Source organism: Pseudomonas sp. ok272 (genome assembly GCF_900109995.1).
Lineage (GTDB): Bacteria > Pseudomonadota > Gammaproteobacteria > Pseudomonadales > Pseudomonadaceae > Aquipseudomonas.
Genome location: NZ_FOCB01000027.1, coordinates 1 through 20,691 on the forward strand (window position 1 = coordinate 1; position 20,691 = coordinate 20,691).

17 protein-coding genes and 2 pseudogenes are annotated in these 20,691 nt (G+C 64.0%); 6 read left to right on the plus strand and 13 right to left on the minus strand.

Annotation, left to right across the window (positions count from 1 at the left end; genetic code table 11):
* Window positions 1–190: 190 nt before the first annotated feature.
* From BMW74_RS23635 to metE, 9 genes are all read right to left on the minus strand, one after another.
* Window positions 191–1,207: a M14 family metallopeptidase gene (locus BMW74_RS23635; RefSeq protein WP_093426526.1), complete on the minus strand. Its 1,017-nt coding sequence runs from the start codon at window positions 1,205–1,207 to the stop codon at window positions 191–193.
* A gap of 35 nt (window positions 1,208–1,242) precedes the next feature.
* Complete coding sequence (locus BMW74_RS23640; protein ID WP_093426527.1) at window positions 1,243–2,214, minus strand: DMT family transporter; 972 nt, start codon at window positions 2,212–2,214, stop codon at window positions 1,243–1,245.
* On the minus strand, window positions 2,211–2,912 hold the full coding sequence (locus tag BMW74_RS23645) for an ABC transporter permease (RefSeq protein WP_093426528.1): 702 nt from the start codon (window positions 2,910–2,912) through the stop codon (window positions 2,211–2,213). The genes BMW74_RS23640 and BMW74_RS23645 overlap by 4 nt, the downstream gene beginning before the upstream one ends.
* Before the next feature lie 5 nt (window positions 2,913–2,917).
* Window positions 2,918–3,631: an ABC transporter permease gene (locus tag BMW74_RS23650; RefSeq protein ID WP_093426529.1), complete on the minus strand. Its 714-nt coding sequence runs from the start codon at window positions 3,629–3,631 to the stop codon at window positions 2,918–2,920.
* 159 nt (window positions 3,632–3,790) lie between these two features.
* The gene (locus BMW74_RS23655) at window positions 3,791–4,576 is read right to left on the minus strand and encodes a transporter substrate-binding domain-containing protein (protein ID WP_093426530.1); all 786 of its coding nucleotides are present in this window, start codon (window positions 4,574–4,576) and stop codon (window positions 3,791–3,793) included.
* Window positions 4,577–4,602: 26 nt separating this feature from the next.
* Window positions 4,603–5,364, minus strand: coding sequence for an ABC transporter ATP-binding protein (locus BMW74_RS23660; RefSeq protein WP_139208461.1), 762 nt, complete (start codon window positions 5,362–5,364; stop codon window positions 4,603–4,605).
* Window positions 5,365–6,024: 660 nt separating this feature from the next.
* Window positions 6,025–7,740, minus strand: a complete 1,716-nt coding sequence (locus BMW74_RS23665) for an amidase (protein ID WP_093426531.1) — start codon at window positions 7,738–7,740, stop codon at window positions 6,025–6,027.
* 72 nt (window positions 7,741–7,812) lie between these two features.
* Window positions 7,813–8,811 carry a bile acid:sodium symporter family protein gene (locus BMW74_RS23670; RefSeq protein WP_093426542.1) on the minus strand — a complete coding sequence of 333 codons (999 nt, stop codon included), beginning with the start codon at window positions 8,809–8,811 and terminating at the stop codon, window positions 7,813–7,815.
* 317 nt (window positions 8,812–9,128) lie between these two features.
* On the minus strand, window positions 9,129–11,417 hold the full coding sequence (gene metE / locus BMW74_RS23675) for a 5-methyltetrahydropteroyltriglutamate--homocysteine S-methyltransferase (RefSeq protein WP_093426532.1): 2,289 nt from the start codon (window positions 11,415–11,417) through the stop codon (window positions 9,129–9,131).
* Between the two features lie 480 nt (window positions 11,418–11,897).
* Between metE and chrA the strand changes: the two genes are divergently transcribed.
* The 3 genes and pseudogenes from chrA (at window position 11,898) to BMW74_RS23685 (ending at window position 14,036) form a co-directional block, all read left to right on the plus strand.
* The gene (chrA, locus tag BMW74_RS23680) at window positions 11,898–13,103 is read left to right on the plus strand and encodes a chromate efflux transporter (RefSeq protein WP_093426533.1); all 1,206 of its coding nucleotides are present in this window, start codon (window positions 11,898–11,900) and stop codon (window positions 13,101–13,103) included.
* 103 nt (window positions 13,104–13,206) lie between these two features.
* A pseudogene (locus BMW74_RS25095) lies at window positions 13,207–13,338 on the plus strand (SDR family NAD(P)-dependent oxidoreductase); the annotation flags it as partial.
* A gap of 77 nt (window positions 13,339–13,415) precedes the next feature.
* Window positions 13,416–14,036, plus strand: a complete 621-nt coding sequence (locus tag BMW74_RS23685; RefSeq protein WP_093426534.1) for a LysE family translocator — start codon at window positions 13,416–13,418, stop codon at window positions 14,034–14,036.
* Window positions 14,037–14,075: 39 nt separating this feature from the next.
* Here the strand turns inward: BMW74_RS23685 and BMW74_RS23690 are convergent, their stop codons facing one another.
* The 4 genes from BMW74_RS23690 to BMW74_RS23705 form a co-directional block, all read right to left on the minus strand.
* Window positions 14,076–16,076, minus strand: a complete 2,001-nt coding sequence (locus BMW74_RS23690) for a peptidase U32 family protein (RefSeq protein WP_093426543.1) — start codon at window positions 16,074–16,076, stop codon at window positions 14,076–14,078.
* A gap of 193 nt (window positions 16,077–16,269) precedes the next feature.
* The gene (locus BMW74_RS23695; RefSeq protein WP_093426535.1) at window positions 16,270–16,656 is read right to left on the minus strand and encodes a pentapeptide MXKDX repeat protein; all 387 of its coding nucleotides are present in this window, start codon (window positions 16,654–16,656) and stop codon (window positions 16,270–16,272) included.
* A gap of 76 nt (window positions 16,657–16,732) precedes the next feature.
* Window positions 16,733–17,524, minus strand: coding sequence for a molybdopterin-dependent oxidoreductase (locus BMW74_RS23700; RefSeq protein ID WP_093426536.1), 792 nt, complete (start codon window positions 17,522–17,524; stop codon window positions 16,733–16,735).
* On the minus strand, window positions 17,521–18,159 hold the full coding sequence (locus BMW74_RS23705) for a cytochrome b/b6 domain-containing protein (protein ID WP_093426537.1): 639 nt from the start codon (window positions 18,157–18,159) through the stop codon (window positions 17,521–17,523). The genes BMW74_RS23700 and BMW74_RS23705 overlap by 4 nt, the downstream gene beginning before the upstream one ends.
* Window positions 18,160–18,353: 194 nt before the next feature.
* Between BMW74_RS23705 and BMW74_RS23710 the strand changes: the two are divergent.
* The 3 genes and pseudogenes from BMW74_RS23710 to BMW74_RS23720 all read left to right on the plus strand — a co-directional run.
* A pseudogene (locus BMW74_RS23710) lies at window positions 18,354–18,797 on the plus strand (Dyp-type peroxidase); the annotation flags it as partial.
* A gap of 74 nt (window positions 18,798–18,871) precedes the next feature.
* A complete protein-coding gene (locus BMW74_RS23715) occupies window positions 18,872–19,057 on the plus strand; it encodes a hypothetical protein (RefSeq protein ID WP_093426538.1) in 186 nt (61 codons plus the stop codon).
* A gap of 115 nt (window positions 19,058–19,172) precedes the next feature.
* A complete protein-coding gene (locus BMW74_RS23720; protein ID WP_093426544.1) occupies window positions 19,173–20,651 on the plus strand; it encodes a DUF1254 domain-containing protein in 1,479 nt (492 codons plus the stop codon).
* Window positions 20,652–20,691: the final 40 nt, after the last annotated feature.

Consider the following 20,691-nt stretch of genomic DNA (forward strand, 5'->3'; position numbering starts at 1 on the left):
AAGAACGTGATCGGGGGTGTCGGCATGTTCAAGGCCTTCATGGTGAAGAGCCTTGGACGATGAATGATCTGATGGGGAGGGTTCTAGCCCCCCGGGCCACCTCGAAAACACGATCAGGACGTGTCCTAGGGCGTTTGTGGAATCAACCTACATTTCTATGCCTGATACAGGTCTCGGCCATCCCCACCCGCTAGTTCGGATCCAGCAACCCGCCGCTCCAGTTGCGTGACACCCGGCTACCGGTGAACTTGGCCACCGCCATGCCCTGTGGGATCAATCGGTCTCGATAGCGCGTCACCATGCGTCCGGCCTGCTCGGCCACCAGCACCACCTCGGAGGACGGATCGCCCGGACGCCCGAGAATCCGGGCGAAGCGCTCACCTTCTTCAACAAAGTCCCCCAGTTCCTTTTCAAAGATCAGCACACCCGGCTGCGGCGCGATGTGGGTTTCCATGTGGCCCATGTCCACGGCCTCCACCGGCCAGTCGCTGGGCGCCTGCTGCTCATCGATGACGCCAAGGGCACACAACCAGGCGTACAGCCCCGCTGCGTCCTGTTCGGCGTAGCGGTCGCTGACATCGCCCTGCCCGCGCAGCTCCAGGGTCGCGGCCATGTGCCGATCGGTATGGCCGTCGCGCAGCCAGGGCGCAATGATGGTTTCCTCGAAGGAGCCATCGCCGCCGTCATCCCAGAGGATCGCCACGTCCATCTTCATGGCTGCCGCCAGGGCCCGGCCTCGGGGCCAGAAACGGCGGTGCACGTAGAGGTAAGGCATGGCCTCGTCGTCGGTGTGCAGGTCGAGCATGACATCCGCCGAGGCGGCCAGTTGCACCAGGCTTTTTTGCCAGGCCTGGACCGGCGTCGAGGGCCGTTCCATGGCCGCCGACAGGTCAAAGCCCCGGTTGAAGTTGTGCCCGGTGGCCTCGTGGTAACGGCCCAGCAACCGCCCTTGGCGGAACTGGCCGATGCCCAGGGGATTGGCCTGCGGCACCACGGTGACGGCGCCCTTGAGCCGACCCTCCGCTTGCGCGACCCGCAGCCTGGGCATCAGCAGATGCAGGACCAGCATCCCGGCGATCTCATCGGCATGCACCCCGGCTTGCAGGTGGACCGTCGGCGCGCTGCCATTACCTGCGAACCGCCAGGCCCCGACCCGCACGGGATCACCGTTGTTGTTCTGCACGGCGAACGAAACATCCTGCACCATAGATTCCCCCTCTTGATGACGCGTAGAAACCACGCCTAGCGACGCGACTCGACGGGCGCTGACTCGACCTCAACCGGCTCATCTGCCGCAGCCGGGTAAATCGACTGCGACACCGAGCATTCGACCCCCACCACGTCCTGCGCCGCGTGCCGGCCAAAGATCATCGCCAGGGTGCCACTGACCGCGATCAGCCCGGCGCCGATCATCAGCGACACATCCATCAGCGTGCCCCACACCAGGCTCGACAAGATGAACGCCCAGATCAGCCCGGTGTATTCGAACGGCGCCAGCAAGGTCGCGGTGGCGCGCTTGAAGCTGGCGAACAGAAAGAACTGGCCGATCCCGCCCAACAGCCCGGCGCCAAGCATTCCCAGCCAGGCTGGGGTCGGCGACGGGGTGTGGGTCCAAGGCAAGGCAACGGCCATGCAAATGACAAACACCACGTTGGTGATCAGCATCTGCTCCAGCACCGAGGTCTGTTCGTCGACCTGGCGCAACTGGATGTAGGTGAACGCCCAGCACATCGCCGCCAGCAACGTCAGGACGATGGGCACGGGGTTGGCCATGTTGTCCGGGCGACAGGCGATGAGCACCCCGACAAAACCAATGATCAAGCTGAACCACTGCCAGCCGCTGGCGCGCTCCTTGAGGATCACCGCCGCCAACACCGTGACCATGATCGGCGCGGAAAAATACAGGGTGGTCATCTCCGCCAGGGTCAGGTCGCGGGCCGCGGTGTAGTACAGCAGCCAGGCGACAATCGACAGCAAGCCGCGCACCACCAGCAAGCGCCGGCTCGGCGAGCGCCAGGCCCGCTGTACCAGGCGCATGCGTCCGGCCAGCAACACCGCGACGACCACCACCGCAGCGCGCCAGAACAAGATAGTGACCACCGAATAATCAGCCACCAGCCACTTGATGCCGGCATCCTGCAGCGACAGGAACGCATAGCCCAGGACGCACAGGCCGATGCCCTGCAACGAGCGGTCCACCCGCGACGCCGTCATGAGGCAGACCGCCGCAGCGGCGTACCGCAGCGTTCGGCGAAGGCGAACAGCGCCTCGATCAGGAACGTCAGGCAGACATAGACCCCGGCCACCAGCAACAGCGGCTGATAGACCTGCAGGGTTTGCGCCCGTACCACATTGGCGGCGCCCAGCAGGTCAATCACGGCAATGGTCGAGGCCAGCGCGGTGGACTTGAGCAGCATCACGGTTTCCCCGGCCAGGGTGGGCAACAGCAGGCCCATCGCCCGAGGCAGGCGCACCCGCAGCAGCGCCTGGCGCGAGGTCATGCCAAACGCCCCGGCCGCCTCCATTTCGCCCTTGGGCACCGCCAGCAGGCCGCCGCGAATCACCTCGCCGACATAAGCCCCCACCGACAACACCAGGGCAAACACGATGTACCAGTAGCCATCACGCAAGTAAGGCCAGAGGAAACTGCCCCGAATCAATGGGAACTGGGCAAACAGGCTGCCCAGCCCGTAATAGAAGATGTAGATCTGGATCAGCAACGGGGTGCCACGCAACACACTGGTGTAGAGCAGGCTGGCCTTGGCGATCAGTTTATTGCGCGAGATCCGCGCCAGCGCCACCACCACCGCCAGGGCAAAGCCCAGCACACTGGAGATCAGCAACAGCGTGACGGTGGTGAGCAATCCTCGGCCCAGCAGGCCTGCGTATTGGAGCGTCCACTCTGGAATCATTTCATTTACTCAGCCAAAGGCATCCAGCGCCGGATGCGTCGTTCAAGCCTGCCCGACAGGTAGTTGGACACCAGCGTCACCGCGTAATACAGCGCGGCAGCCGTGAGGTAGAACAACAGGTAGTGACGCGTCGAACCCGCCGCTTGCTTGGCGGTGTACAGCAACTCGTTGGTGCCGACCACGCTGATCAGCGCACTGTCTTTGATCAGGTTGATCCACAGGTTGGCCATGCCGGCCATCGCATACGGCGCCATGATCGGCAGCGTGACGCGCCGGAACAGACGAAACCCACTCAAGCCGAACGCCCTTCCCGCCTCGATCTGGCCGAAGGGAATCGCCTGGATCGCCGCCCGGAAAATCTCCGAGGCGTAGGCGCCTTGCACCAGGCCCAGCACCAGGATCGCCGCCAACGGACCGCTGACATCCACCGCGCCGTATCCCAGGTGTTCCATCACCGAGTTGAGGAGCATGGAGCCGACGTAGAACAGCAGCAGGATCAGCAGCAACTCCGGCACCGCGCGGAACAACGTGGTGTAGCCGCGCATCAGCGCCGCGATGGGTTTGGGCGCCCCCAGCTTGAGGCAGGCCACCACAAGCCCGATGAGCAACCCGACCAGGAATGCCCCGGCCGATATCTGCAGGGTCATCCACAACCCTTTCAACAGTGCACCGCCCCAGCCGCGTTCGCCGAAACCGATCAATTCAAACATTGCTGGCATTTCACTCTCCGATCACTGCCCTTGCCAACACCTTGAAACCCTGTGGGAGCGGGCTTGCTCGCGAAAGCGGTGTGTCAGTCAACTCAGCAGTCGGCTGACACGGCCCCTTCGCGAGCAAGCCCGCTCCCACAGGTTGCGCGTTGCGCTTGAGAACTATGTTCAGAACGCCGGCTTCACGCTGGTGCCGAAGTAGTGTTGCGACAGCTCGTCATAGTCCTTGCTCGCCAATAGGGTCTGGATCGCCTTGTCGAGGTTGGCCTTGAGTTCGGTGTCGCTCTTGCGCAGGCCGGCGCCCACGCCTTTGCCGAAGATCGGGTCGTAGGGCACGGTGCTGAGGTACGCCAGGTCCTTGGCATCGGCAGTCTTGACGAAGGACGCCATGGCCGTGCCGTCCGCCATCATCAAGTCCACCCGCCCAGCGATCAGATCGGCGTTCGCCGAGTCCTGGGTGTCGTAGTACTTCACGTCGGCGATTTTTTCGTAGTAGGCCTTCAAGTAGCTGGCGCTCACCGTGGAGTTCTGCACGGCGATGATCTTGCCCTTCAGGTCATCCGGGTACTTGGCGACCACGGTGCCCTTGGGCCCGACGACCGCAATGGCCGAGTCGTAATAGGCGTTGCTGAAGGCGATTTGCTTCTCGCGCTCCTGGGTCACTGACATGGAGGAAAAGATCACATCGATCTTCTTCGCCAGCAGCGACGGGATGATTCCGTCCCACGCCACTTCCTTGATCTCGCACTGGGCTTTCATTTCACTGCACAGCTTGTGGATCAGGTCCACTTCAAAGCCTTTCCATTCACCGTTAGCCTGCTTCTCGGTGTACGGCGGATAGGGTTCGGCAGCCACCGCGAAGCGGATCGGCTGCGCCGCCTGTGCCGTGCCGATGCCAGCGAGCACTACGCAGGCGACGCCGGTGATCCACTGTTTCAAAGGTCGAATGCTCATGAATGTTCCCCGTCTTTTTATGGTTATTAGCGAGTCTGGTGAGCGTTGACGAATTGCCGGCAACGCTCGCTGCGTGGGTGTACGAACACATCGTCCGGCGAACCGGTTTCCTCGATCAGCCCTTGGTGCAGGTAGGCGACCTGGGACGAGACATCGCGGGCGAAGGCCATCTCATGGGTCACCAGGATCATGGTCCGGCCTTCTTCGGCGAGCGAGCGAATTACCCGCAGCACTTCGCCGACCAGTTCCGGGTCGAGTGCCGAGGTCGGTTCATCGAACAACATGACCTTGGGCCGAATGGCCAGGGCGCGGGCAATGGCTACCCGCTGCTGCTGTCCCCCGGAGAGAAACGCCGGGTACTCGTTGCGCTTGGCCGACAGCCCCACCCGTTCCAGCAAGGCTTCGGCCCGTTCAGTGGCCTCGGCACGGCTTTCACGCAGGACCTGGATCGGCGCTTCTATGAGGTTCTCCAGCACCGTGCGGTGGGGCCAGAGGTTGAAGTTCTGGAACACCATGCCCAGGCTCGAACGGATCCGCACCAACTGCTTGGCGTCGGACACCAGCGGTGCGCCGGGACGGCTGTGGTTGAGTTGGATGCATTCGCCGTCCACCAGGATCCGCCCCTGGTCCGGCACTTCGAGCATGTTGATGCAGCGCAGCAAGGTGCTTTTGCCCGAGCCGCTGGCGCCGATCAGGGAGATCACATCGCCTTCGCGGGCCTTGAGCGAAACGCCCTTGAGCACCTCGATATTGCCAAAGCGTTTGTGCAGGCCATCGACCTCGATCATGGTCCTAGCGCCGGTGGGGTCAGCGTTGATCGCCGGCGTGGGCGGTTCGTCTTTGGCCGGTTGGACAAGATTGCGCAGGGATGAAAACCGCATGCCAGTGCCTCGTTCAAATAAGAATAAACGCAAGCCCGCAACCAGCCGGGGGAAGGAGCAACGAACATAGACGAAGCTGAACAGTCGTTCAATAGAAAAGTCGCAGGGGTTCGTGTTCAGCGCAAACAGGTCGTTTTTACGACAGTCGCGGCGTTTTCAGAGGAGGAGAAAAAGACCTGTGGGCTTGCCCGCGAAGGCGGTGGGTCAGGCAGCATCGATGTTGGATGGACCGGCCTCTTCGCGGGCAAGCCCTAATGCCAGTCAGTTAAGGCGCCAAACCTGTGGGAGCGAGCCTGCTCGCGAAGACGGCAACACAGCCAACATCTCCGTTGACTGACCTACTGCTATCGCGAGCAGGCTCGCTCCCACGCGGGTTTCGCTTAACTGACTGGCATTAGGGCAAGCCCGCTCCCACAGTATTCCGCAGCAGACGCAAATCCAGCGCCTGACACAAATCCCTTGTGGGAGCGGGCTTGCCCGCGAAAGCGGTGGATCAGTCAACTAAGCAGTCGGCTGACATGCCCCTTCGCGAGCAAGCCCGCTCCCACAGGCTCACCCCATTGAGGGTTAGGACTGGGTAGCCACCAACGGCGGGGTGCGGGGCGGCACCCGGCGTTTGCTGCCCGTCGACTCGAATGCACTGGCCAGTCGCAGCAGCGCCGAATCGTCATAGGCGCGACCGGCGAAGGTCAGCCCCACTGGCATGCCAATGTCTGACATGACGCCCATCGGCACGGTGACTGTCGGCACGCCCAGGTGGCGGATCGCAAGGTTGCCGTTGGCAACCCACACGCCGTTGCTCCAGGCGATGTCCGCCGAGGCCGGGTCGACGTCGGCATTCGCCGGGGCCACGTCGGCGACGGTGGGGAACAGCACGGCGTCCAGGCCCAGGCGATCCATCCAGTCCTCAAGGTCGATCTTGCGCGCCTGCTCTAGGCCACGCAGGCCATCGGGCAAGGTGCTGATCTGGTCCCACGGGGTGATGCCGCGCTCGGCCATGCGCACGTATTCGTCCATGCCCGCGACCAGGTCGCCTTCGCGGTTGGGCAACGTGCCGGGGTCGTGGGGGAAAATCAGCGGGCCGTCGACATCCACCAGACGGTTCAACGCCGGATCATCGTTGGCCCGTAGAAACTCATCGAAGGCCCAGGCCGTCAGGTCCCACAGTTCGTGGTGCATGAATTCCTTGGACACCAGCCCCCGGTTGAACACGGTCGGCGCACCGGGACGGTCGCCCTCGCAGTTGGACACCAGCGGGAAGTCCACCTCGACCACTTCGGCGCCACACGCTTCCAGTGCCCGGCGCGCGTTCTCCCACAACTCAATCACCGAGGCGCGGGTGTTGATGCGTTGCCCGGTCGGCCCGCCGATCCCCGGCGCCTCGCTGGTGCCCGCCTCAGGGTCGGCGTTGATGTACATGCGCGGCACGCCCAGGCGCTTGCCCGCCAATGCTTGCGTGTTCACCGCCAGTTCGGCGTAGGACGCCGGGCGCACCGAGGCGACACTCGGGATCGCCACCCAGGGTTGCAGCCGCCACAAGTCGCCGCGGGTGTCGGGATCTTCGGCCACGATCACGTCCAGCACTTCCAGGAGATCGGCCATGGTCCGGGCAAACGGCACTACCACGTCCATGGTCGGGGTCAACGGCCAGTTGCCGCGCACCGAGATCACTCCGCGCGAAGGGGTGTAGGCGCACAGCCCGTTATTGGACGCCGGCCCGCGGCCGCTGGACCAGGTTTCCTCGGCCAGGCCAAAGGCGGCGAAGCTGGCCGCGGTCGCCGTGCCGGCGCCGTTGGAGGAGCCCGAGGCGAACGGCGCGGTCAGGTAGTCGGCGTTGTACGGGCTCTCGGCACGGCCATAGACCCCGCGTTGCATGCCGCCATTGGCCATCGGCGGCATGTTGGTCTTGCCCAGGCAGATCGCCCCGCCAGCGCGCAGGCGTTCGACGGTGAATGCATCGCGATAGGCGATCAGGTCCTTGAACGCCGGGCTGCCGGACGCGGCGGTGAGCCCCTTGACCAAGTAGCTGTCCTTGGCCGTATACGGAATGCCATCGAGCGGACCCAACGCCTGGCCCTTGGCGCGACGGGCATCGGCGGCCCGCGCCTCATTCAACGCCTCGGGGTTGGGCACCACCACCGCGTTGAGCGCAGTGGGCGTGTCGGGACCGTCGTACGCGTCGATCCGGGCGAGGTACGCCTGAACCAGCTCGACCGCCGTGGTCTGGCCGGATTCGAGGGCCGCGCGCAACTGGGCGATGGAAACTTCGGTGACCTCGATCATGGGCTTGGGCACATCATTTCTCTCATATCGGTGGGCAATGGCCGACATGATGCCGCCCCGACACGGCCCGTATCAAGGATCGACCTGCCCCATCAGCTCGGCCACCGACTCCTGGCGATTGGCATAGCGCTGGGCCAGCACCGCGCACACCATCAACTGAATCTGATGGAACAGCATCAAGGGCAGGATCAGCACGCCAATGGTGCTGCCGGCGAACAGCACCTGGGCCATCGGCACGCCCGTGGCCAGGCTCTTCTTCGAGCCGCAGAAGAGGATGGTGATGCGGTCTTCCTGATTGAAGCCAAACGCCTTGCCCAACACCGTGGACGCCGCCAACACAATCGCCAGGACAATGCAGCAGGCCACCACCAGGCCAGCCAGTTCCCACAAGGGGATCTGGTGCCAGATGCCTTCGGTCACCGCTTCGCTGAACGCGCCGTAGACCACCAGCAGGATCGAACCCTGGTCGACGAACTTCAGCCAGTTCTTGTTGCGACCGACCCAGGCGCCAATCCAGCGGCGGGCGATTTGCCCGGCAATGAATGGCAGCAACAGCTGAATGCTGATCTTGACGATCGCATCCAGGGTCGAACCGCCGTCGCTGTGCACGTTCAACAGCAGCGTCACCAGTAATGGCGTGAGGAAGATCCCGAACAGGCTGGACGCCGCCGCGCTGCAAATCGCCGCAGGAATATTGCCCCGGGCCAGGGAGGTAAAGGCAATCGCCGACTGCACCGTGGCCGGCAACGCACACAGGTAGAGCATGCCCATGTACAGATCGTCGCCGATCATCGGCGACAGCACCGGTTTGAGCGCCAGGCCAATCAACGGGAACAGCACGAAGGTCAGGCCGAACACCAGCAAATGCAGGCGCCAGTGCCCGGCGCCGGCGATGATCGACTCACGGGAGAGTTTGGCGCCGTGCAGGAAAAACAGCAGGGCGATGGCGATGTTAGTCAGCCAGCCAAAGCCGACCGCGACCTGGCCGCTGGCGGGCAACAGGCTGGCGAACAGCACGACGCCAATCAGGCTCAGGGTGAAGTTATCGGGGAGAAAACGAGGTCGGGTCATGACAATCATCCGCAAGGGGCCAGCACAGTGCGCTGACTCTAACCTGCGGGACACTTACCGGCTAACGCCAAAAAGCCAGTAACTGTCGCGTAACGGACAGCGTCATCGGCTCAAACACCAAACCCCTGAGGGAAGCTCTTGGGGGACCGGGCTTGCTCGCGAACAGGCCACCACCGTCAACATCAATGTCACTGACCCACCGCCTTCGCGAGCAAGCCCGCTCCCACAGGGGCATGGTTGGATATGAGCCCCCTGTTCGCCACAAAACTGGCTCGCGACAAAGCTCGTCTGTCCCAAGGGCTTGTGTGAAGTGGCGATCAGGCCAGTTCGCGGCGCAACTGGCGGGCCGCCGTGACCATGTGCACCAGCGCCGCTTCGGTTTCCGGCCAGGCGCGGGTTTTCAGGCCGCAGTCCGGGTTGACCCACAGGCGCTCGGCGGGTATCCGCTTAGCCGCCTTGCGCAGCAGGTCGAGCATCTGCGAAGCCTCCGGCACGCGGGGCGAGTGGATGTCATAGACGCCCGGGCCGATGTCGTTCGGGTAGGCGAAAGCTTCGAACGCCTGCAGCAACTCCATGTCCGAACGCGAGGTCTCGATGGTGATCACGTCGGCATCCATGGCGGCGATGGATTCGATCACATCGTTGAATTCGCTGTAGCACATGTGCGTGTGGATCTGGGTCTCGTCACGCACGCCGCTGGCGCACAGGCGGAACACTTCGCTCGCCCAGTCCAGGTAGTGCTGCCACTGCGCCCGGCGCAACGGCAAGCCTTCGCGGAACGCCGCTTCGTCGATCTGCACGATCTTGATCCCGGCGGCCTCCAGGTCCAGCACTTCGTCGCGAATGGCCAGCGCCAGTTGGCGGGCCTGCTCCTCGCGGGACAGGTCTTCGCGTGGGAAGGACCACATCAGCAGGGTCACCGGCCCGGTCAGCATGCCTTTCATGACCTTGGTGGTCAGGCCCTGGGCGTAGCGGATCCACTCCACGGTCATGGCCTTCGGACGGCTCAGGTCACCGAAGATCACCGCCGGTTTCACGCAGCGCGAGCCGTAGCTCTGGACCCAACCGAAGCGGGTGAACGCATAGCCGTCCAACTGCTCGGCGAAGTATTCGACCATGTCGTTGCGCTCGGCTTCACCGTGGACCAGCACGTCCAGGCCCAGGTGTTCCTGGACTTGCACCGCATGGCGGATCTCGCTGTGCATCGCTTCGGTGTACTCGGCTTCACTCAGCTTGCCGGCCTTGTAGGACTGGCGCGCCAGGCGGATCGACGCGGTTTGCGGGAACGAACCGATGGTGGTGGTCGGAAACAGCGGCAGGTTGAGGACCGCACGCTGCTGCTCGATGCGCTGGGCAAACAGCGACTGACGCTGGCTGTCCCTGGCGCTGATCGCGGCCACCCGCGCCTGGACCGCCGGCTTATGGATCCGTGGCGACGCCGCACGGGCGGCCTGCACCGCACGGCTGCGCGCCAGTGCGTCAAGGACGTTCGGCGCGTGCGGCTGGTCAACCGCCTGGGCCAGCACCGCCACCTCTTCACACTTTTGCACGGCGAAGGCCAGCCAGCCTTTCAACTCGGCATCCAACTGGTCTTCACGGCCCAGGTCGACCGGGCTGTGCAGCAACGAGCACGACGGCGCCACCCACAGGCGATCCCCCAGGCGCTCATGGGCCTGTTGCAGGGTGGCCAGGGCCTGTTCCAGGTCGCAGCGCCAAACGTTACGCCCATTGACCACGCCCAGCGACAGCACTTTGTAGGCCGGCAGGCGATCGAGAATGGTCGGGTACTGTTCGGGGGCGCGCACCAGGTCGATGTGCAGGCCATCCACCGGCAGATTGGCGGCCAGGCCCAGGTTCTCTTCCAAGCCGCCGAAGTAGGTGGCTATCAGCTTTTTCAACGGCTCGCGCTGGATCTGGTTGTAGGCGCGTTCGAAGGCGTTCTTCCAGTCTTGCGGCAAGTCGAGCACCAGGATCGGCTCGTCGATCTGCACCCACTCCACACCCAACTCCGCCAGGCGTTGGAAGATCTGGCCGTACAACGGCAGCAGACGGTCCAGCAGGTCGAGCTTATCGAATTCGCCGCCCTTGGCCTTGCCCAGCCACAGGTACGTCAGCGGACCGATCACCACGGGCTTGACGGTATGCCCCAGGTCGCGGGCTTCGCGGACTTCTTCGAACAATTGCTCCCAACCCAACTGGAACAACTGATCCGCGCTGAACTCAGGCACCAGGTAGTGGTAGTTGGTGTCGAACCACTTGGTCATTTCCTGGGCGTGGGCACCGGCGCAGCAACTGTCGCTGACACCACGGGCCATGCCGAACAGGGTATCCAGGGTTGCCTTGCCGTCGTGCGGACGGAAGCGCTCGGGGATCACCCCAAACATCAGCGAGTGCGTCAGGACCTGGTCGTACCAGGCAAAGTCACCAACGGGCAGCAGATCGATACCGGCGTCCCTCTGCACCTGCCAGTGACGCTTGCGCAGGTCGCGGCCGACGGCCCGCAAGCCCTCTTCATTCAGCTCGCCCTTCCAGAACGCCTCCTGGGCCTTCTTCAATTCGCGGTCGCGGCCAATGCGCGGAAATCCTAGGGAGTGGGCCAAAGCCATGACATGAAGCTCCAATGTGTTTGATGGGCCCATTGTCAGGACTTGAAGCATGGTGAGACAAACTCATTCTAATCAGGATGATCACAAGTTTCTCTCATGACCACCCTGCCCGTCTGTGGGCCTGGGTGCATCTGAAGAGTCAGGTCGGCTGGTAGACCGCCATCGCGGGCAGGCCCTAATGCCAGTCAGTTAAGCGAAACCCACGTGGGAGCGAGCCTGCTCGCGATAGCAGTAGGTCAGTCAACGGAGATGTTGGCTGTGTTGCCGTCTTCGCGAGCAGGCTCGCTCCCACAGGTTTGGCGCCTTAACTGACTGGCATTAGGGCAAGCCCGCTCCCACAGTGGACTGAGCTGCACCCCCCGATGCATCGAACCCCACCCCTTCACCTGTAGTCGCCCCACAACGCGTCAGCTAAGGTGAACACCCCACCGCTCCCGCCAGGAGCACAACGCCCACCCTTTTGACTGACAGACTGCACCCATGGCCAACACCCCCCGCGAAGACCGAACCCCCTGGCCAGTCTTCCTGATCTTCCTGCGCCTGGGCCTGACCTCATTCGGCGGCCCCATCGCCCACCTGGGTTATTTTCGTGACGAGTTCGTCACCCGCCGGCGCTGGCTGAGCGAACACAGCTATGCCGACCTGGTGAGCCTTTGCCAGTTCTTGCCGGGGCCCGCCAGCAGTCAGGTCGGCATGGCGCTGGGCTTGTCGCGGGCCGGCTATCGCGGTGCGCTGGCGGCCTGGGCCGGGTTTACCTTGCCCTCGGCGCTGGCCCTGATCCTGTTTGCGCTGGGTCTGGCGGACTACGGGCAAGCGCTGCCCCCCGGCATCCTGCAGGGCCTGAAAGTGGTGGCAGTCGCCATCGTCGCCCAGGCGGTCTGGGGCATGGCCCGCACCCTGTGCCCGGATGCACCGCGCATCAGCCTGATGGCGCTGGCCACCGGCGTGGTCCTGCTGGTGCCCTGCGCCTGGACCGCGCTCGGTGTAATAACCGGAGCCGGACTCGTCGGCCTGACGCTGTTCAAGCCCGCCGACGTCATCGGCCACGCCCCCCTGCCCATCAACGTCAGTCGTCGGGCGGGCGCGTGTTGGCTGGGGCTGTTCGTCATTCTGTTGATCGGTCTGCCCGTGCTGGCCCAATGGCTGGCCAACCCGACCCTGGACATGATCGAGGCGTTCTACCGCAGTGGCTCACTGGTGTTCGGTGGCGGCCACGTCATGTTGCCGCTGCTGCAGGCCGAAGTGGTGCCCAGCGGCTGGGTCAGCAACCCGACCTTCCTCGCCGGCTACGGCGCGACACAGGCGATGCCCGGCCCGCTGTTTACCTTCGCCGCCTTCCTCGGGGCCTCGATGCAGGGCCCGCAGGCCGGCGTGCTCGGCGGCCTGTTGTGCCTGGTGGCGATCTTCGCCCCTTCATGGTTGCTGGTGATGGGCAGCCTGCCGTTCTGGGCGCCACTGCGGCGCAACCGGCGCATGCAGGCCGCGATGCTGGGGATCAACGCCGCGGTGGTCGGCCTGTTGCTGGCCGCGCTGTATCAGCCGGTGTGGACCAGCACCATCGGCCGGCCAGCGGACTTTGCCCTGGCACTGCTGGCCTTGGTGGCGTTGACGGCTTGGAAAGTGCCGCCGTGGTGGGTGGTCGTGGGCTGCGGTGTGGCCGGATGGCTGCTGAGTGCCGTGCCCTGAGCCGTCCCCGCCAACGCTTTACATCTGGAAACACCCAGCCGATTGCCACGCCTTCTATCCTCTGCCCTGATGCTCCCCCAATTGATGTCGCGGGCAAGGTGGCGCATGGCGCGGCACCGGCCATTTGATCCCGGTGCATGACGTGGTGCAGGGGGTGCGCATGGCCTTGAGCCTGTCCGCCAGCAGCTACATCAAGGAGCTGACCTTGCCGGCCATTGCGGATGAGCGCTTCTGATCCGTGATTGACGGCCTTGAGGCGCTCCACCCACCGCGTGTTAACGTGCGACCACGAGCACCGGAAGCCCCATCGCCATGTCCATCACCGACAATCTGCTGGCCTTTACCTTCGCCGCGACCCTGCTGACCCTGACGCCTGGCCTCGATACCGCGCTGATCCTGCGCACCGCGACGGTGGAAGGTCGTCGGCAGGCGTTTCACGCCGCGCTGGGGATCAATGCCGGGTGTTTGCTGTGGGGCGCGGCGATTGCCTTTGGCCTGGGCGCGCTGATCGCAGTGTCGGAGCTGGCCTTCAACCTGCTCAAGTACTGCGGCGCGGCCTACCTGTGCTGGCTGGGACTGAACATGCTGGTGCGCCCGCGCCAAGCCCTGTCACCTGTCGAGACGGACTCCAGGGCCGGGACCAACTGGTTCTTCAAGGGCATGCTGGGCAACGTGCTCAACCCCAAGGTCGGGGTGTTCTACGTGTCCTTTCTCCCGCAGTTCATCCCCCAGGGCCAGCCGCTGGTTGTCTGGACGTTTGGCCTGGTGAGCATTCATGTGGTGATCGGCTTGATCTGGTCGACCGTGCTGATTGGGGCCACGCAGTCGCTGGCCGGCGTGTTGCGCCGGGGCCCGGTCATCCAGTGGTTGGACCGTACGACGGGGCTGATCTTTGTGCTGTTTGCCGCCCGGCTGGCCTTGAGCAAGCGTTGAGGCAAGCGAGCGCGCCGTTGCAGCGCGCTCGCCGGTCACTCAGTGGGTGCCGCGGGGGATGGTCTTGAGCAAGTCGGAGGGGCTGATGTAGCCGACCACCGCTTCCTGCGCGCTGCCCGGCAGCGGCAGGTCGAGGATGTGGCCCTTGATCTTGCCGATCACGTGCATCTCGCACGGTTTGCAGTCGAACTTGAGCGTCAGCACCTCGTCGCCGTGGATCAGTTGCATCGGCGCGACCTTGGTGCGCACGCCGGTGACACCCTTGGCCTGCTTGGGGCACAGGTTGAAGGAGAACCGCAGGCAGTGCTTGGTGATCATCACCGGCACTTCGCCGGTCTCCTCATGCGCCTCGTACGCCGCGTCGATCAGCTTGACCCCGTGACGGTGGTAGAAGTCGCGGGCCTTCTGGTTGTAGACGTTGGCCAGGAACGACAGGTGCGAATCCGGGTACACCGGCGGCGGGCTGGTCTCGGCCTTGCGCGCGCCCCGTGGGTGAGCGTGGATACGGGCGGCGGTCAGCGCCTCGATGGCTTCGCGGCGCAGGGCCTTGAGCTGGGAGTTGGGGACGAAGTACGCCTGCGGGGCATCGAGTTGGATGTCGGTGGCGTGGTAGTCCGTGGTGCCCAACTGGCCGAGCAGGTCGTGCAGTTGCTCCAGGGCCTGCTCCGGCTTGTTAGCCACGCCGAACGGACCGTCGAGGCCAACGCTGGCGCTGATCCCCTCTTCGCTGGTGACCGTCAGGTCCAGGCGCTCTTCACGCAGGTGCGCGACCCAGGCCAGGCCGATGCGGCGTTCGGCGGAGGTCTTGAGCAAGGCCTGCTGCCAGTTGTGGTCCAGGTTGCGGTTGAGCGGGTGATTGGGGCGCAAGGCGTGCAAGCCCTGGGGCATTTCGTTGGGCTCGACGCGGTAGCGGTAGCGCTTCTGGCCGTCTTCCTCGAACTCACCCCTGGCCTCGGCGATGTTGGCACGGAACCCCACCACCTCGCGCTTGACCTGCACGTTGAGGCCGTCACCGTTGGACAGCGGCTCCTGGGTCACGACCAGCAGGTCGCGCTTGCCGACCTTCTCCACCACGCCCACCGGCAAGCCCGTAAACGTCGGGGTATCGAAGGCGCCGATGTCGACCTTGCGGTCGGTGACGAAGTAGTCGGTGCTGCCACGGTGGAAGGTCTTTTCCGGGTCGGGCAGGAAGAAGTGCGCGGTGCGCCCGCTGGAGGCGCGCGCCAGGTCCGGGCGGTCTTCGAGGACATCGTCCAGGCGCTGGCGGTAGTAGGCGGTGATGTTCTTCACATAGCCCATGTCCTTGTAGCGCCCCTCGATCTTGAACGAGCGCACGCCGGCTTCCACCAGGGCGCGGATGTTGGCGCTCTGGTTGTTGTCCTTCATCGACAGCAGGTGCTTTTCAAAGGCGACCACGCGACCCTGGTCATCTTTGAGAGTGTACGGCAAGCGGCACGCCTGGGAGCAATCGCCCCGGTTGGCACTGCGCCCGTTCTGCGCGTGGGAGATGTTGCACTGCCCGGAGAACGCGACGCACAGCGCACCGTGGATGAAGAACTCGATCGCCGCGTCGGTTTCGTCGCTGATGGCGCGGATCTCTTGCAGGTTCAGCTCGCGGGCCAACACCAACTGGGAGAACCCGGCCTGGTCGAGGAACTTGGCCCGGGCCAGGGTGCGAATGTCGGTCTGGGTGCTGGCGTGCAGCTCGATGGGCGGGATGTCCAGCTCCATCACCCCCAGGTCCTGGACGATCAGCGCGTCGACGCCAGCGTCGTAGAGCTGGTGGATCAGCTTGCGGGCCGGCTCCAGCTCGTTGTCGTGCAGGATGGTGTTGATGGTGGTGAACACCCGGGCATGGTAGCGACGGGCGAATTCCACCAGTTGGGCGATTTCGCCCACTTCGTTGCAGGCGTTGTGGCGGGCGCCGAAGCTCGGGCCACCGATGTACACGGCGTCGGCGCCGTGCAAGATAGCCTCGCGGGCGATGGCCACATCGCGCGCAGGGCTGAGCAATTCCAGGTGATGTTTGGGCAAAGACATATTTTTATAGTCAGGCAGGTCACGGTCGAGGCACGCATTGTAGCCGCGAAACGCGCCCCCGGCACCCATGGTGCGACGACAGCCCCGCGCGGGGCGGCCGCGCTCACTCCTTCGGGGCCCCGAGGCTACCGCAACGCCCCGCCGGGCCCTGACACAGAGGGCCCGGCGCCACAGTGACGCAACGGGAGTCGGCTCACTGCCCCACGTCGTCCTTCTTCATCATGTCCTTGCCCATGGCATCCTTGGACATCGGGGCTTTTTTCATCATGTCCTTGCCCATGGCGTCCTTGGACATCGTGTCTTTTTTCATCATGTCCTTACCCATGGCGTCCTTGGACATCGTGGCTTTTTTCATCATGTCCTTGCCCATGGCGTCCTTGGACATCGTGTCTTTTTTCATCATGTCCTTACCCATGGCGTCCTTGGACATCGGGGCTTTTTTCATCATGTCCTTACCCATGGCGTCTTTGGACATCGAGTCCTGGCTCATGCTGTCGTAGCCCATGGTATCGGCGGCATAGGCGCTGGCGACGCCCAGCGCCAGGCACAGGGTCAATGCAGTGGTGGCTAACTTCTTCATCGTGTGACTCCTTCAAGTGCAGGTTGCGAGTGCGCGCAGCACCGGCTGCACGCGGGAAAATCGTGACCGGCGCGGGTCAGCTGCCGCCAAACCAGTTGTAGCCCTGGTCTTCCCAGTAGCCGCCGCTGTAGGTATTGCTGACGAACAGCGCCTGAATGTGTTTGGGGTTCTTGTAGCCCAGCTTGGTCGGCATCCGCAGCTTCATCGGGAAGCCGTACTGGCGCGGCAACACCGCACCGTCGTAGGTCAGCGCCAGCAGGGTTTGCGCATGCAGTGCGGTGGCCATGTCGATGCTGGTGTAGTAGTCGTCCGCGCACTTGAAGCCGACATACTTGGCGCCGGTGTCCGCCCCGATGCGGTTGAGGAAGTCGCTGAACCGTACCCCGCCCCAGCGACCGATGGCGCTCCAGCCTTCGACGCAGATGTGGCGGGTGATCTGCTCGGTCTGCGCCATGGCGCGCAGCTCGTCGAGGCGCCAGCTGCGTTTGTCGGCAACCAGCCCGCTGACTTCCAACTGATAACCGGCCTCGTCGATGATCGGCGCCTGGTCAATGTCATAGAAGGCATTGAAGGGAAACGGCCGGGTCATCATCGACGCCGGGTAGGTCGGGGCCAGGGCGTTGGAGTTGAACAGCCAGCCTTGCACCCGGTCATTGAACCGCGACATCGACGACAGCGCGGTTTCCACGCTGTCGCTGTCGGTCAGGTTGCAGCCCGACAGCATCGCCACACCGCCCAGGGTCAGGCCACGCAACAGGAACGAGCGGCGCGAGCGGTCTTCGATCTGCAGGTGCGGGGCAATGATTTTCCGCGCATCGGTCAGGATCGAAGACGCGTCCAGCCCCGGGGGTTGATGACGCTTGTTCATACGCGCTCCTTACGGCCGGCGATCATGGCCCAGAGGGTTTTCGGCACCAGGGCGACCATCACCAGGTGCACCCCGACAAAGCCCATCAACAGCGCCATCGCGATGAAGTGCACATGGCGGGCGCGCTCATAGCCACCGAGCAACTCGCGCAGGGTGGCGAACTGCACCGACTTCCACAGCACCAGGCCGGAGACCACCAACAAGGCGATGTCGACCATCACGAACAGGTACGCCAGCCGTTGCACCTGGTTGTAATGGCTCAAGTCGGCATGCCCCAGGCGCCCCGTCAACGCGGCCCACAGGTCCTGCATCACGCCTTTGGGGGACACCGGGAAAAAGCGCCGGGCCAGGCGACCGCTGGTGACATTGATCAGCAGGTAGGCGACGCCGTTGAACGCCAGCAGCCACATGGCCGCGAAGTGCCATTGCAGCGCGCCGCCCAGCCAGCCGCCGAGGGTGATGGCGGTGGGGAAACTGAAGTCGTACAGCGGCGAGGCGTTGTAGATGCGCCACCCGCTGCTGACCATCACCAGCACGGCCAGCGCATTCAACCAATGGGTCAACCGCAGCCAACGGGGATGGCTGCTGACCACGCGCCCGGAGGTCGTGTTGTTCGAAGCAGGCAACGCTGGCATGGTCGGCTCCACGGGGTGGGTGTGACAGGGATTATCCGGGCCTGCACATCGCCAAATCCTCACGAAACCTTAACTTTATTGTGATATCTGCATCGGCAACCCAGGCATGTCCGGCCGACAAGACAATGGCCCGCGGTGGGTGACGCGAATCGTTGATCTGCTAATGTCTTTTAACCTCCGTTCGACTGCATGTGGAAGGCCCGGCCTTTACCGGTGGCAGCTACGTGCTGGTGCAAAAGTACCTGCACACCATGGACGCCTGGAACCCGCTGTCCGTCGAAGCCCAGGAACGGGTCATCGGGCGCACCAAGCTGTCCGACATCGAACTCGATGACGCGACCAAGCCGAGCAACTCCCACAGTTCGCTGACCACTATCACCTCCGAGGACGGCCAGGAAGTGAAGATCCTGCGCGACAACATGCCCTTTGGCCGCCCCGGCGCGGGTGAGTTCGGCACCTACTTCATCGGCTATGCGCGCTCGCCCGCACCCATCGAATTGATGCTGGAGAACATGTTCGTCGGCAGGCCCGCCGGGAACTACGACCGCTTGCTCGACTTCAGCACGGCGGTCACGGGCGGCCTGTTCTTCGTGCCATCCGAGGATTTGCTGGAGCAACTGGCGGATCGCGAGCCTTAACGACTCCGATAGTCATTCCAACAATAAAATCGTGAGGCGTCGATGCGCTGATTACCCTGGCTCCGGACCAGATCATGGCCGACACCAGCGGGGCCTATTTCTACATCGACGAGCAGGACGGCGTGATGATTGCCGACGCCGAGCAACGCATCCAGCGCGTCAAGCATCGCCAGGATGAACACGGCGATGGTCCTCGGCTTGATAGCCGCAACTCACCCATCACCGCAATACGGCTGGCGCTGTGGCCTTCGCGACGTTGACTGCAATGCCAACGCGAGCGCGCTTTTATTCTGATCTACACTCCCCGGGCGCAGTCTGGCCACAGAGATGTCCGTCCATCACGGCGCCAACATGCTCAACACTAACGAGGTGGACATGAACAGGACGTCTAACACGGGATGGACGCTGGCGGCGACCGTCGTCTTGGGTTCAACATTGCTCGCCGGGTGTGCGGGCAACACCGACCCGATCACCCAGGCGGACAAAGCCGCCACGGCCAAGGGCGTGCCCGCGCCGAGCCTGGAGCAGACCAAGGCCATCGCCGAGCAGGGCTTTATCTACGGCTTGCCGCTGGTCATGAACTACGCCGTGATGAACGAGTTTGCCGTGGACCCCCGCTCCAGCCAGTTCAAGGCGCCCTTCAACCAACTGCACAACGAGCATCGGGTGGCGACGCCCGCCGACACTGCCGTCATCACCCCAAACAGCGACACCCCGTACTCGATACTCTGGGCCGACCTGCGCGCAGAACCGCTGGTGATCACGGTGCCGGCCGTCGCCAAACAACGCTACTACTCGGTGCAGCTCATCGACGCCAACACCTACAACTACGGCTACATCGGCAGCCGGGCAACCGCCAGCGCGCCCGGGAGCTATCTGATCGCCGGCCCCGACTGGCAGGGCGCGACACCCCATGGCATCCGTAAAGTCTTCCATTCCACGACACCGTTCGCCCTGACGTTGATCCGCACCCAGCTGTTCAATCCCGCCGACATGCCGAATGTCGAGAAGGTTCAGGCCGGGTACAAGGTCCAGGCGCTTTCCGCCTTCCTCCATCAACCCGCGCCGCCCGCCGCACCGAAGATTGAGTTCGTCCCGGCCACCACGGAAGGCATCAAGGACCACTTCTTCGAGTACCTGTCGGCCGCACTGCAGTATGTGCCGCCATCGGCCGATGACCAGGCGATCCGGGCGAAGCTGGCCAGCATCGGCGTCGGCCCAGGACGCCGCTTCGAGTTCCGCGATCTGTCGCTGGAGCACAAGGCCGTGGTGTTTCTGGGGATGAAGGACGGCGACGCAAAGGTTGACGCGTTTCTCTCAACGGGAATGAAGAACATCAACGGCTGGAACGTCGGCGCGTTCTTCGGCGACCAGGCCTTCTACCAGGCCGACTGGCTGATGCGTGCCGGCGCCGCGAAGGGCGGCCTGTACGGCAATGATGCCGTCGAGGCCATGTACCCCTTCACCCGCACCGACGGCACCGGCAAGACGCTCGATACCCGCCAGCACAACTACACGCTGACCTTCCCCGCCGGCAAGCTGCCCCCCGTCAATGCGTTCTGGTCGGTGACCCTGTACGACGGCAAAAGCCAACTGCTGATCAACAACCCGATCAACCGCTACCTGATCAACTCGCCGATGTTGTCGGCCATGAAGAAGAACGCGGATGGCTCGCTGACGCTGTACATCCAGAAGGACTCCCCCGGCAAGGCCAAGCAGGCTAACTGGTTGCCGGCGCCTGACGGCACGGTCTATCTGGTGATGCGCCTCTACTGGCCGAGGACCGCAGCGCCTTCGATCCTGCCCCCCGGCGAAGGCAGCTGGCAGCCACCGGCCCTGGTGATCGCCCGGTAACGCAATGCTTGCGACCCTTGGTCGCCTCCCGGCCCAGCCG

Coding starts and splice junctions, on each gene's coding strand:
- BMW74_RS23635 (WP_093426526.1), bottom strand. CDS start 1,207: ATGGTGCAGGATGTTTCGTTCGCCGTGCAGAACAACAACGGTGATCCC.
- BMW74_RS23640 (WP_093426527.1), bottom strand. CDS start 2,214: ATGACGGCGTCGCGGGTGGACCGCTCGTTGCAGGGCATCGGCCTGTGC.
- BMW74_RS23645 (WP_093426528.1), bottom strand. CDS start 2,912: ATGATTCCAGAGTGGACGCTCCAATACGCAGGCCTGCTGGGCCGAGGA.
- BMW74_RS23650 (WP_093426529.1), bottom strand. CDS start 3,631: ATGCCAGCAATGTTTGAATTGATCGGTTTCGGCGAACGCGGCTGGGGC.
- BMW74_RS23655 (WP_093426530.1), bottom strand. CDS start 4,576: ATGAGCATTCGACCTTTGAAACAGTGGATCACCGGCGTCGCCTGCGTA.
- BMW74_RS23660 (WP_139208461.1), bottom strand. CDS start 5,364: ATGATCGAGGTCGATGGCCTGCACAAACGCTTTGGCAATATCGAGGTG.
- BMW74_RS23665 (WP_093426531.1), bottom strand. CDS start 7,740: ATGATCGAGGTCACCGAAGTTTCCATCGCCCAGTTGCGCGCGGCCCTC.
- BMW74_RS23670 (WP_093426542.1), bottom strand. CDS start 8,811: ATGACCCGACCTCGTTTTCTCCCCGATAACTTCACCCTGAGCCTGATT.
- metE (WP_093426532.1), bottom strand. CDS start 11,417: ATGGCTTTGGCCCACTCCCTAGGATTTCCGCGCATTGGCCGCGACCGC.
- chrA (WP_093426533.1), top strand. CDS start 11,898: ATGGCCAACACCCCCCGCGAAGACCGAACCCCCTGGCCAGTCTTCCTG.
- BMW74_RS23685 (WP_093426534.1), top strand. CDS start 13,416: ATGTCCATCACCGACAATCTGCTGGCCTTTACCTTCGCCGCGACCCTG.
- BMW74_RS23690 (WP_093426543.1), bottom strand. CDS start 16,076: ATGTCTTTGCCCAAACATCACCTGGAATTGCTCAGCCCTGCGCGCGAT.
- BMW74_RS23695 (WP_093426535.1), bottom strand. CDS start 16,656: ATGAAGAAGTTAGCCACCACTGCATTGACCCTGTGCCTGGCGCTGGGC.
- BMW74_RS23700 (WP_093426536.1), bottom strand. CDS start 17,524: ATGAACAAGCGTCATCAACCCCCGGGGCTGGACGCGTCTTCGATCCTG.
- BMW74_RS23705 (WP_093426537.1), bottom strand. CDS start 18,159: ATGCCAGCGTTGCCTGCTTCGAACAACACGACCTCCGGGCGCGTGGTC.
- BMW74_RS23715 (WP_093426538.1), top strand. CDS start 18,872: ATGGCCGACACCAGCGGGGCCTATTTCTACATCGACGAGCAGGACGGC.
- BMW74_RS23720 (WP_093426544.1), top strand. CDS start 19,173: ATGAACAGGACGTCTAACACGGGATGGACGCTGGCGGCGACCGTCGTC.